This window comes from Sphingomonas colocasiae (assembly GCF_019880585.1).
GTDB lineage: Bacteria > Pseudomonadota > Alphaproteobacteria > Sphingomonadales > Sphingomonadaceae > Sphingobium_A > Sphingobium_A colocasiae.
In genome coordinates this window covers 477,176-489,243 of the sequence record NZ_JAINVV010000008.1, presented here as the reverse complement: position 1 = coordinate 489,243, position 12,068 = coordinate 477,176, and the positions used below count along the sequence as shown (strand labels likewise).

Annotated in this window: 11 protein-coding genes; 6 read left to right on the top strand and 5 right to left on the bottom strand. The window is 65.6% G+C overall.

Annotated elements, in window-relative coordinates:
• Positions 1 to 163: 163 nt before the first annotated feature.
• The 3 genes from K7G82_RS17885 to K7G82_RS17875 are packed head-to-tail and all read left to right on the top strand — an operon-like array spanning position 164 to position 2,180.
• On the top strand, positions 164 to 1,546 hold the full coding sequence (locus K7G82_RS17885) for a pectate lyase family protein (RefSeq protein ID WP_222991266.1): 1,383 nt from the start codon (positions 164 to 166) through the stop codon (positions 1,544 to 1,546).
• A 41-nt stretch (positions 1,547 to 1,587) separates the two neighbouring features.
• A complete protein-coding gene (locus tag K7G82_RS17880; protein ID WP_222991456.1) occupies positions 1,588 to 2,004 on the top strand; it encodes a cupin domain-containing protein in 417 nt (138 codons plus the stop codon).
• Between the two features lie 14 nt (positions 2,005 to 2,018).
• Positions 2,019 to 2,180, top strand: coding sequence for a hypothetical protein (locus K7G82_RS17875; protein WP_222991265.1), 162 nt, complete (start codon positions 2,019 to 2,021; stop codon positions 2,178 to 2,180).
• Positions 2,181 to 2,377: 197 nt separating this feature from the next.
• Here K7G82_RS17875 and K7G82_RS17870 read toward each other — a convergent pair whose 3' ends face one another.
• The 5 genes from K7G82_RS17870 to K7G82_RS17850 all read right to left on the bottom strand — a co-directional run bounded on the left by K7G82_RS17870 (position 2,378) and on the right by K7G82_RS17850 (position 8,030).
• Entirely contained in the window at positions 2,378 to 3,841 is a 1,464-nt protein-coding gene (locus K7G82_RS17870) for a serine hydrolase (protein ID WP_222991264.1), read from the bottom strand.
• Between the two features lie 432 nt (positions 3,842 to 4,273).
• Entirely contained in the window at positions 4,274 to 5,281 is a 1,008-nt protein-coding gene (locus tag K7G82_RS17865) for a sugar kinase (RefSeq protein WP_222991263.1), read from the bottom strand.
• A 4-nt stretch (positions 5,282 to 5,285) separates the two neighbouring features.
• The gene (kduD, locus tag K7G82_RS17860) at positions 5,286 to 6,041 is read right to left on the bottom strand and encodes a 2-dehydro-3-deoxy-D-gluconate 5-dehydrogenase KduD (RefSeq protein ID WP_222991262.1); all 756 of its coding nucleotides are present in this window, start codon (positions 6,039 to 6,041) and stop codon (positions 5,286 to 5,288) included.
• Positions 6,041 to 6,883 (bottom strand): 5-dehydro-4-deoxy-D-glucuronate isomerase, encoded by an 843-nt coding sequence (gene kduI, locus K7G82_RS17855; protein ID WP_222991261.1) that lies wholly within the window; start codon positions 6,881 to 6,883, stop codon positions 6,041 to 6,043. Before kduI ends, kduD begins: the two co-directional genes overlap by 1 nt.
• Positions 6,884 to 6,971: 88 nt before the next feature.
• Positions 6,972 to 8,030, bottom strand: a complete 1,059-nt coding sequence (locus K7G82_RS17850; RefSeq protein ID WP_222991260.1) for a LacI family DNA-binding transcriptional regulator — start codon at positions 8,028 to 8,030, stop codon at positions 6,972 to 6,974.
• A 102-nt stretch (positions 8,031 to 8,132) separates the two neighbouring features.
• Between K7G82_RS17850 and K7G82_RS17845 the strand changes: the two genes are divergently transcribed.
• From K7G82_RS17845 to K7G82_RS17835, 3 genes are all read left to right on the top strand, one after another.
• The gene (locus K7G82_RS17845; protein WP_222991259.1) at positions 8,133 to 8,930 is read left to right on the top strand and encodes a 2-keto-4-pentenoate hydratase; all 798 of its coding nucleotides are present in this window, start codon (positions 8,133 to 8,135) and stop codon (positions 8,928 to 8,930) included.
• A gap of 13 nt (positions 8,931 to 8,943) precedes the next feature.
• Complete coding sequence (locus K7G82_RS17840) at positions 8,944 to 10,218, top strand: MFS transporter (RefSeq protein ID WP_222991258.1); 1,275 nt, start codon at positions 8,944 to 8,946, stop codon at positions 10,216 to 10,218.
• Between the two features lie 237 nt (positions 10,219 to 10,455).
• Positions 10,456 to 11,922 (top strand): amidohydrolase family protein, encoded by a 1,467-nt coding sequence (locus K7G82_RS17835; RefSeq protein ID WP_222991257.1) that lies wholly within the window; start codon positions 10,456 to 10,458, stop codon positions 11,920 to 11,922.
• The last annotated feature ends 146 nt before the right edge of the window (positions 11,923 to 12,068 follow it).

The window sequence follows — 12,068 nt, the reverse complement described above, 5'->3', positions numbered from 1 at the left end:
CCATTCCGGGGCGCTTTTCAGGCGTTTTCCCCCGTTTTTCCGCGTGGGCAACGCGCCCAGTGGAGCCGGCAACCGACGATTTTCCGTCATAGATACCGGTGTCATAAGAATATTGTGCAGTTATGGCGTTCGTGTCAAGAAGGCGATTGGAGAAGGATGACCGATGATCAAAACCCCCGCATTCCTGTCCGCATTGCTGCTGGTGGTCCCCGTCGCGGCTGCCGATTTGCCCGCATCCGCCCCTGCGCCATCGCAAGCGACAGCCTTTCCCGGCGCGGTTGGCTGGGGCGCGAAAACATCGGGCGGGCGCGGCGGCCGGATCATCCGCGTCACCAGCCTGGCGGCATCGGGGCCGGGCACGCTGCGCGCCGCGCTGGAGGCGCGCGGGCCGCGCATCGTGGTGTTCGAAGTGGCGGGCGTCATCGATCTCGGCCGCAGTTCGCTCGAGATCACGGAGCCCTATCTCACCATCGCGGGCCAGACGGCGCCGTCCCCTGGCATCACCATCATCAAGGGCGGCATCGATCTGAAGACGCACGACGTGATCGTTCGTCATATCCGCGTACGCACGGGGGCTGACGGGCAGGCGAAGCGCAGCGGCTGGGAAGCGGACAGTTTCTCCACGATCGGCGCCTATAATGTGATCGTCGATCATTGCACCTTCACCTGGGGGGTGGACGAGAACATGTCCGCCAGCGGCCCCCGCTTCACCGGTAACACGCCGGACGAATGGCGCAGGGGCGCATCGCACGACATCACCTTCTCCTACAATCTCGCAGCCGAGGGGCTCGCCGATTCCAGCCATCCCAAGGGCGAGCACAGCAAGGGATCGCTGGTGCACGACAATGCCGCCAACATCCTGTTCTACCGCAATGTCTGGGCGCATAATGTGGAGCGCAGTCCTTTGCTGAAGGGCGGCGTGCATGCCGCGCTGGTCAACAACCTGATCTACGATCCGGGCAAGCGCGCGGTGCATTACAACCTGATGGCGCTGGAATGGGCGGGCCATGCCTATCAGGACGGGCGGCTGTCGGCCGTCGGCAATGTGATGCGCGGCGGCCCCTCCACCGATGAGGGTCTGCCTTTCCTGATGCTCGGCGGCGATGGCGACCTGCGCTATTACGGGCGGGACAATATCGCGGTCGATCGCCACGGCCGGCCGCTGCCGATGTTCGGCCGCTATGGCGAGACGCGCGCGCGGCTGATCGAGGAAAAGGCGCCGCCGCCCGGCGGCCTGCCCGTCGGGCTGGACATGCTGGCCGCGCGCGACGTCGAGACCCATGTGCTCGCCCGCGCCGGCGCCCGGCCGTGGGACCGCGACGCGGACGATCTGCGCGTGCTGTTCTTCGTGGCGGAGGGGCGCGGTGCGATCATCGATGATGAAAAGGATGTCAGCGCCTATCCGGTGGTGAAGCCCGTCCATGCGCCCTTTGTGGAACAGGATTGGGATCTCGCCTCGATGGAGCCGAAAAACGGCGTCTATCCCGGTGCCAGCGGCCCGGTGCAGGAAGTGCTGTCGGATCGCGACCGGGCGATACGGCGATGATCGCCGCCTTCCTCCCGCTTTTCCTGCTGTCGCCCATGGGAATGGGAGTGCGGCCCACTGGCCAGCCGACCGCCGGTGCACAATCCACCAGCGCTCCGCCCGCCGTGATCATCGACGAACGCGATGTTGCCCGCCAGGAACCGCCGCCGCACGGCGCGATCGGCATGAGCACCGCCTATCGCATCTCCGATGCCGTGCCCCGGCCAAGAACGATGGAATTCCGCCGCCGCGTGCTCCACCCCGGCGCCGCGATCGGCATCCACCCGATCGACCATGACGAGGTCTATTACGTCCTCTCCGGCGAAGGTGACGTGACGTCCGACGGCCAAACCCACCGCCTGAAACCCGGCATGGCCGCCTATCTCTACGCCGGCGCGCAGGTGGGCATCCGGCAGTTGGGGGCCGAGCCGCTGTCGCTGATTATCTCGTATCCGGTGGCGGGGAAGAAGGCGGAATAATTTGAGCCGTCTATTTGAACGGCGTCAGTGATGGCTTCAATGAAGCGCTCAATCAGACGGGCATGGGCGGCTTTCCGCTGATCCAGGTCTTTACAGGCGCGATGCTGACATTTGCCGGTGCCTTCCGCGCGCAAGCGCGACCCAATTTGCGCTTGGAATCGGCTGCGCTTCACTGATCGTCGCCTGGATGATGTGGGTCACCCACATCGCTTGAACGCGACAATCGAGCGATGGAATTACGGCGACAGCGCGTTCAATCGAAGGACGTTATGGCTCCTTGCGCTTGAAGGGATCAAGTGCACTTCCGCCGCAATGCAGAACCGCCGCCGCTCATCCCGCAGGCTCTCCGTTGTCCTGCGTGGAGCGCTCCGAGCTATTTGGCGCGGGTCGCCGTCATGCGTCTGCCGCCGACCTCCAGGACGAGCCTGTCGATCTTGCCGCCATCGCCTTCGAAGGTAACCGTCCGGCTGCTGCCCCGCTGGGAGAAGCGCTCCGGGGTTGCCGCGAGCAGTTCACTTTTTCCCGGATTGCCCTTTTGCTGAATGACGAGGGCGCGACCTTCGCGGCTGATGACGAAGCTCCCGTGCTCCATGTCGTAGGTACCGACATAGCTGTCGAGCAGCTTGTCGTTCACGGCGATGCCCTTGCGTTCCGCCGGGATGGTATAATCCTCTCCGCGCAGCAGCTTGAGGGCTGCATCCGTCACATCCGACCAGGCGGGCGGAGCCTCATCGGGCAGGGAATCGGAATTGGTCATGTAATAGAGGCCGACCTTGGCATCGAGATCGCCGACCAGGAATGCCCGCTGGCCCGGGATGGCCCCGCCATGATGGATCATGGTGTGGCCGGAGACCGGATCACGCACGCTCCAGAACCCGAAGCCATAGTCGCCGCCAAAGCGCGGCTTGTGCATCTCGCGCACCGACTCTTCCGACAGGATCCGCTGACCGTCGACGACGCCGCCATTGAGTTGCGCGATGAGATAGCGCGCCATGTCGGCAGGGCGCAGATATATGTCGCCGGCCGGATACACGTCGAAATGCACTTGGGCCGTCGGCACAGGCTGGCCATGCGAGCCACCCGCCAAATATGGCAGCGCCAGCCGCTCGACCATGTCGGCCGAGGGGTATACCGGGTGAGGCGTCGTCACGCCGATCGGCTTCAGGATATTGTCGACCACGTATTTCTCGTACTCGACCCCTGAAATCTTCTGCACCAGAAGACCCGCCGTGCCGTAGCCGAAATTATTGTATTCCCACTTCGTTTCGGCTGCCCGGATCGAATAGAGCTTGCCGGTGAATGCCTCCATGGATTTCGGCAATGTCCGGCCCCAGATCGGCTGGGTATTCGCGCCGCCGATCAGCCCGGACCACATGGACAGCAGATTGGTGAACGTCACCGGCTTCTCGCTCTGCAGCCGATCCTGCACCGTATCTTCGCCCAGATAATTGTTGATCGGGCTATCCAGCCTGAGCTTGCCTTGCTCGGCGAGCTGCATGAGGGCAGTCGCGGTAACCGACTTGAACGACGAGCCGGTGCTGTAGATCGTATCGGTGGTGGCGGGCGTGCGGGTGGCCATATTGGCGTAGCCGAACGCCGCCGTCCAAACGATCTTGCCGTCGCGAACCAGCGCGATCGACATCGACGGAATGCCATTGTCGGCGAGCGATCGCTTGATGAGGGTGGTCAGAACCGCTTGTGTCTTCGCAAGATCGAAACGTGCGTTCTTGGCGCTCGGCGCGTTCTGGGCGCTCGGTGCGCTCTGTGCGATTGCCACGGATCCGGGGAAAGCGAAAAGCGCCGGCAAGCCGAGCAAGCAAACGTAGCGACGGATCATCGTAGCCCTCCTTTTTGCCGAAACCCCGGCTTTCCCGTGCGAACCCTCTTGCGATTCGCTTCGTCTTTTCTGCGGATTGGCTAGGTCGCCGCGATCTCTCAAGTCAAGCACAAGTTTCCAATCGGGACAAACTTATCCTGATGGGGCTATTGGCCAACGCCATGGCCAGCCATGATTGTTGGTGCAACCTGCGGGCCCAGCGGTGGTGTTGATCGGACGAGGAGGCCATATTGACGGCGCGACCCCGATCAACGCGATGGCCGGAGCAGCTCGGCTACACCGAGCGGGTCGGTGGTTCGAACGCCCGCTTCCGCTCAACCCGATCTGAAAGCTGCCGGTCGGCACCCGGCCCAGGCCAGATCAGGGTACGGCCCCGAAGCGCGGCAGCTTTCGGGGATGAGGGGCCACAAGCTGGCATGTGCAGCCCGCACCCTATCGCCGAACGTCCATCCCTCCGGCCATGAACGCCTCGATGTCCCCCCGTCCGAACAGGCTCGCATCGCCCGGCAGCGAATGTTTCAGGCAGGTCAGCGCCAGGCCGGTTTCCGCCATGGTTTCCGCCGTGGCGCCGGTCAGATGGGCATGCAGCACGCCCGCGGCGAAGGCGTCGCCGGCGCCGATGCGGTCTATGATGCCGCTTACCGTCACTTCGCGCGTCTGCGCCGCCGCGTCGCGGCGATCGATGCGGGCGGAAATGCGGTGATGATCGGCATCGTCGACATGGCGCGCGGTGGAGGCGATCAGGGTCAGGTTCGGAAAGGCGGCGAAGGCGGCTTCGGCCGCCTCGCGCCGGCGGTCCGCGCCGTCGCCGGAAAAATCGCGACCCAGCAGCAGCGAGATGTCTCGGTGATTGCCGAACATGATGTCCGCCATGCCGACCAGTTCGCCCAGGATCGCGCGCGGATCGCTGTCCCACGCATCCCACAGCATCGCCCGGTAATTGCCGTCGAAGCTGATCGGCACGCCCGCCGCGCGCGCGGCGCGCGCCGCGGCCAGCGTGGCGTCCGCCGATGCGGGGCCAAGCGCCGGGGTGATACCCGAAAGGTGGAGCAGGCCTGCGCCTCGCAGATGCGCCGTCCAGTCTAAATCCGCCGCGGTCGCGCGCGCGAAACTGGATCCCGCGCGATCATAGATGATCTCCGATGCGCGCAGGCCCGCGCCCACGCTCAGGAAATACAGCCCCATGCGCCCCTCCCGGCGCTGCACCGCGCCGGTATCGACGCCGCGCGCGCGCATCGCCGCGATCGCGCCGTCGCCCAGCGCATTGGCCGGCACCGCGCTCACCAGCGCCGTTTCATGGCCCAGGCACGCCAGGCCGACGAGCACATTTGCCTCCGCCCCGCCGACATGCACGTCCAGGCTCTGTGTCTGGCTGAGCAGCCGCCGTTCGGGTGCCGCCAGACGGATCAGCAATTCGCCGAAGCCGACGATCCTCGTCATCGGGTTATCGCGCCAGCCAGCCGCCATCGACCGCCAGGATATGGCCGTCGACATAATCGGACGCGGCGGATGCCAGGAACACCGCCGCCCCGCCCAGATCGGCGGGCCGGCCCCAGCGCCCGGCGGGAATGCGCTCCACGATCTGGCGGTTGCGCGTCTCGTCCGCCTGCAGCGCGGCGGTGTTGTTGGTGGCGATATAGCCGGGCGCGATCGCGTTCACGTTCACGCCCTTGCCCGCCCATTCATTGGCGAGCAGCTTCGTCAGCCCGCCCACCCCGCTTTTGGACGCGGTATAGCTCGGCACGCGGATGCCGCCCTGGAATGTCAGCATCGATGCGATGTTGATGATCTTGCCGCGCCCTTGCCCGATCATGTGCCGCCCCGCCGCCTGGCACAGGAAGAACACCGATTTCAGATTGGTATCGATCACCGCGTCCCAATCCGCCTCCGTGAAATCCACCGAGTCCGCGCGGCGGATGATGCCGGCATTGTTGACCAGGATGTCCAGCCCGCCAAATGCGCCGATCACCCGGTCCACCACGCCTTGTACCGGTTCGATCGTCGAAAGATCGGCGGGCACCATCTCCGCGCGGCGGCCCATGGCGCGCACCTGCGCCACCGTTTCCTCTGCGGGCGTGCGGCCCACCGCCGCGATATCCGCCCCCGCCTCGGCCAGCGCCAGCGCGATCGCCTGACCCAGCCCGGTGTTCGCGCCGGTCACCAGCGCGGTTCGGCCGGAAAGATCGAACGGCCCGCGCATCAGGCGAGCTGGCAGATGTCGAGGACGTTCATGTCCGTATAGTCCTGGTTCTCGCCCGCCATCGCCCAGATGAACGCATAGGCCTTGGTGCCCGCACCCATATGGATGGACCAGGGAGGAGAGATCACCGCCTCCTCGTTCTGCATCACGATATGGCGCGTCGCTTCGCCTTCGCCCATGAAATGCATGACGCGATCGGTGTCGACATTGTCGAGCTCGAAATAGAAATAGATCTCGCTGCGGCGCTCATGGATATGCGGCGGCATCGTGTTCCACACGCTGCCCGGCTTCAGCACCGTCAGCCCCATCACCAGCTGCGCGGATTCGCAGATGCCGGGGATGACGAGCTGATAGATGGTCCGCTCGTTCGATTCCGCCAGGCTGCCGCGATCGAGCGCATTGGCGTCGGCGATGCCAAGCTTGCGCGTCGCGAATGCGCGGTGCGCGGGGCAGGATGCCAGGTAGAAACGTGCACCCGCGCCCGAAAACACCACCTCGCCCGCGCCCATGGTGACGTACAGGCAATCCTTGTTGCCCAGCACGAATGCCTCGCCGTCGACGGTCACGGTGCCCTCCACGCCGCCCACATTCACCACCGCCATCTCGCGGCGCTCCAGGAACGGATGGCCCGCCGCGCTCGGCGGCTCGGTTTGCGCCGGCAGTGCGACCGGCGCCGCGCCCACCAGCACCCCGCCGATCACGAAGCGATCGGCATGGGTGTAGTTCAGCACGCATTCGCCTTCGCGGAACAGGCCCTGGATCAGATAGCGGTCGCGCAATTCCTCGTTGGAAACGCATTCCATCATGTCGGGATGCGTGGCGTAGAAAGTCTTGTCGAACATGGCCTCTCCGATCGGTGGTCCGGGGCGGGTACATGCCCGTGGACGCGTTGATGGTAACCGGTGTCAAACAAAGCCGCAAGAGGCGGCGTCAATCCGTCCGGGTCGGCGGCGCGACCGAGCCGCGACGCACCAGCGTGGAGAGGAAGGTCGATGGTTCGCCGCCTTCGTCATCGCCCGAATCGAGCCCGCGGATCAGCTTCAGCGCCGCCGAACGCCCCATCGCCACGATCGGCCAGCGCACCGTGGTGAGCGGCGGCCACACGCGCGAGGCGATCGGCGTATCGTCGAACCCGACGATCGAAAGCTCCTCCGGCACGGCGATCCCGCGTTCGCGCGCGGTATAGAGCACGGCGGCCGCCATCTCGTCGTTCGATGCGAAGATCGCGGTGGGCGGCGGCGACTGGTCGAGCAGGCTTTCGGTGGCGGTGATCCCCGATTCGAACGTATATTGGCCGTCCGCGATCAGGTTGCGCGGCAGCCGGATGCCCGCCTCCGCCAACGCCGATTCAAAGCCTTCGCGCCGCTCGCGCGCCGATCGGAAGCCGTGCGGCCCGGCGACCAGGCCGATGCGGCGATGCCCCTGCGCGATCAGGTAGCGCGTCGCTTCCGCCACCACGTCGCGATCGTTGGAGGCGACCATGTGCGCGTCGTCGTCCAGCCTGGCCGATCCCATGCGGACATAGCGGCAGCCCAGTTCGCGGCAGAGCCGGGCGATCTCGTCATTCTCCGAAATCGGCGGCATGATCACCACGCCGTACAGGCGCTGGCGCATGATGAAGCTGCGGATATCGTCCATCATCGTCGCCGATCCGCGATCGACCGGGCGCACCACCATTTCGAATTCGGTGTCGCGCAGCGCCTCCAATATGCCCTGCTGCATGTTCAGGATCATCTGCGCATTGGGGTTGTCGTGGATGATGCCGATCAGGAAATTGCGGCCCAGCGCCAGCGCGCGCGCTTGCGGATTGGGCACATAGCCGGTGTCGCGGATCACCGCCTTCACCTTTTCGCGCGTATCCTCGTTCAGCAGCGGAGACTGGTTGATCACCCGGCTCACGGTTTTCTTCGAAACCCCGGCCAGCCGGGCGATGTCGTTGATGGTGGGCTTCGCTGAAGCGCGCTTTTCTGCAGGAACGGCCTTGCTCATCCCCGACTCATAACAGGAATTCGCAAAGCCGCCAGCCAAGCATTCTTGTAAATGACACCGGTTTCCTATAGCCCTCCCCGAACAATGGGAAAGGATGCAGGGGTGAACGAAGCGGCCAAAGCCGAGATTGCCGGGAAATTCGTCGCCGCGCGCCATGCCGGCGCTGCCCTGCCCGATTATCCCGGCACGCCGCCGGCCACGCTCGATTCGGCCTATGCGGTGCAGGACGCGGCGATCGCGCGGTTCGGGGGCAGTATCGGCGGCTGGAAGGTCGGCCGCATCATGCCGCCGCTGTCCGACGATCTGGGCGCCGATCGCCTGGCTGGGCCGATCTTCTCCGCCGCGATCGCGCGTGCCGATGCTGGCGCCGCCGGACTGGTCTTTTCGGGCGGGTTCGGCGCGGCGGAGGCGGAATTCCTGATCCGGCTGGGCGGCGGGATCGATCCGGCGCGGCGCAGCTATTCGCTTGCCGACGCGGCGGCGCATATCGTCGCGGTGCATGTCGGCATAGAGATCGCCAGTTCGCCCTTTCCCGGCATCAACGCGCTCGGCCCGCTCGTCACAATTTCCGATTTCGGCAACAATAACGGCATCATCATCGGCGATGCGATCGCCGACTGGCGCGACTGCGGCTTCGCCGACTGGGGCGTGCGGCTGCTGATCGACGGGGTGGAACATGGCAGCGGCACCGCCGCCGCCTTTCCCGACGGGCCGGTGGGATCGGTCCGCTTCCTGCTCGAAAACCTCGCCGCGCGCCGCATCCCCGTGGCGGATGGCTGCTGGGTGTCGAGCGGTGCGGTCACCGGCGTGCATGTCGTGGCTCCGGGCCAGACGGTGGAGGCGCGCTTCGGTTCGGATTATTCGGTAAGCTGTACGATAAAAGCGGCGCCGGTATCATGAGGGGATCATTGCCATGGATATCGCACGCGGCACCGTCGAACGCGTAGGCCGCCATCGCTGGTCGATCATCGCGCTGCTCTTCTTCGCGACGACGGTCAATTACATCGATCGCACCATGCTGGGCCTGCTGGCGCCGGCGCTCGGCCAGGAACGCGGCTGGAGCGAGAACGACTATGGCAATATCGTCACCGCCTTCCAAGCCGCCTATGCCGTGGGCTTCCTCGTCATGGGCTGGCTGGTCGATCGCTTCGGGCCGAAGATCGGCTATGCCATCGCCATTTCGATCTGGACGGTGGGGCATGTCGCGCATGGTTTCGCCGGCTCGATCGCATCGTTCATGGCCGCACGCATGGCGCTGGGCGTGGGCGAGGCGGGGCATTTCCCATCGGTGGTGCGCGCCAGCAGCGAATGGTTCCCGCAAAAGGAGCGCGCCTATGCCATCGGCTGGGTGAATTCCGGCACCACCATCGGCGTGATCCTGACAGCGCCCACCATCTGGCTGTTCATGACGGTGCTCGGGCTGGACTGGCGCCAGACCTTCATCTTCTCCGGGCTGTTCGGTCTGATCCTGCTCGGCCTGTGGTGGTGGTGGTATGGCAACCCGCGCGAGAAATCGGGCGTCAGCGCGGGTGAACTGGCCTGGATCGAACATGATCCGCCCGAACGGGTGGAGCGGATCGGCTGGGCGGGAGTGGTCCGCACGCGCGAGGCCTGGGCCTTCGCGGTCGCCAAGTTCCTGACCGATCCGGTCTGGTTCCTGATGCTGTTCTGGCTGCCCAAATATTTCAGCACCACCTATGCGGTCGATCTCAAGATCGTGCTGCTGCCGATGATCGTGATGTATCTGCTTTCGGATGCGGGCAGCATCGCGGGCGGATGGCTGTCGTCGAAGCTGATCCAGCAGGGGCGCACCGCCAATTTCGCGCGCAAGGTGACGATGCTCGCTTCGGGCTGCTGCGTGGTCCCCCTGCTGTTCGTGACCAGCCTGGAGAATATGTGGCTGGCGGTGGTGCTGATCGGCATCGCGCTGGCCGGGCACCAGTCCTTCTCGTCCAATCTGCTCTCGATCCCGCCGGACATGTTCCCGAAGCGCGCGGTGGGTTCGGTGGTCGGGCTTGGCGGTTTCGCGGGCGGTATCGGCGGCATGATCATGGCGAAATCCACCGGCCTGGTGCTCGACGCGACGGACGGGAACTACACGCTGATCTTCGCGGCATGCACACTGGTATATTTCCTCGCGGTGCTGGCGATCCACCTGTTGTCGCCGAAACTGGCCCGCGCCGCCTGAACGGCGATCGATCAGCCCCGCTTGTCCATATGGACAAGCGGGGCGAAAATCATTGTATTGCCCCCGGCGACACCGGACCGCGCGAAACCTCGATCGCGCGGTCCGCTGTCGCCGTTCGTTATCGCATCGACTTGCGGGAAACCGGCTGCTGCCGCCAGCTTTTTGACGGGGCGGGCGTTTTCCGCACGATGCTCCAGCCGGGGAACAGACATGCGCAGGAACAGTCGATCCGTCCCGATGCTTATCGATCGCCGCGCCCTGTGCCTGTCGATGGCGGCGGCGGTGCCGCTGGGGTTTGCGGGCAGGGGCGTCGCCCGCACGCCCGGCGACATCCATGATGTGGTGATCGCCAACGGCCGGGTGATGGATCCCGAATCGGGGCGCGACGAGATCGCGAATATCGGCATTCGCGGCCAGCGGATCGTTTCGATCGGCCGGCAGCCGTTGCAGGGGCGGCAGACGATCGACGCCGCCGGCAAGGTCGTCGCGCCCGGCTTCATCGATCTTCTCTGTTATCCGACCACCGATATCATCGGGCAGCGCGCCAAGATCGCCGATGGCGTGACGACGACGATGCAGATGCATGCCGGGCCGGTCGATGTCGATGGCTGGTACAAGGGGCTCGCCGGGCGGGTGCTGACCAATTATGGCACGGTGGTGGGCCATGGCGCGCTGCGCGATGCGGCAGGCATTGCCGATCGGTTCCAAGCGGCCTCTCCCGAACAGCTCGAAAGAATGAAGGCGCTGGCCGCGCAGGCGATCGGCAATGGCGCGGTCGGGATCGGCTATGGCCTGGAATATACGCCGGGCGCCTCGCCGCTGGAAACGATTGAACTGTTCCGCGTCGCGGCGCGGCATGGCGTGCCCAACCATGTCCATGTCCGCCACATGGAGGTGGATCGCAATATCGCGGCGGTGAACGAGGTGATCGCCGCCGCCGCGATCAGCGGCGCGCGCGCGGAGATCGTCCACCTCAACAGCGCCGGCGCCACGCACAGGATGGCGACGGTGCTGGGCATGATCGACGGCGCCCGCGCCCGGGGGATCGATATCGGCGCGAGCGTCTATCCTTACACCGCCTGGTCCACCTATATCGGCAGCACCATCTTCGACGATGGTTTCCAGCAGAAGCTCAGGATGACCTATCAGGACATCGAACTGGTCTCGACGGGCGAGCGCCTGACAAAGGCGCGGTTCGATGCGCTGCGCGCCAAGGCGCCGCCGCTGAGCGACAATCGCCAGGCCGATCAATCCCTGTGGGTGATCGGCCATGCCATGCCCGAGGGCGATGTCGATATCGCGCTGCGGTCCCCGATCGTCGCGGTCGGCAGCGATGGCTGGATCGACCCCGGCGGCCGTGGCCATCCGCGCGGTGCCGGCACCTTCTCCCGCATTCTTGGCGTGCATGTGCGCGAGAAGAAGATCCTGCCGTTGATGGACGGGTTGCGCCGGATGACCCTGCTGCCCGCGCAGCGGATGGAGCAGTCGGCGCCGGCGATGCGGGATCGCGGCCGGATCCGGCTGGGCGCCTATGCCGACATCACGGTGTTCGATCCCGCCACCATCGCCGATCGCGCCACCTATCAGCAGCCCAACCAGCCCTCGGCGGGCATAGCGGCGGTGCTGGTGAACGGCGCGCTTGTCTATGATCGCGGCAGGTTCGTCGACGGGCTGCATCCCGGGGGTGATATCCGTCGCGCGTGACGGCGCGCGCATCGGGCGCCTTGATCCTTGCCACTCTGCCATCGCGAAAGCGTGTCCCGGTCGTCCCTTGCCGGCGAGGCGGTGGAGGCGCCGTGCCCGCAGGTCGTCGCGCGTAAGCGCCGATCCATATTGACAGCCGCCCCTTG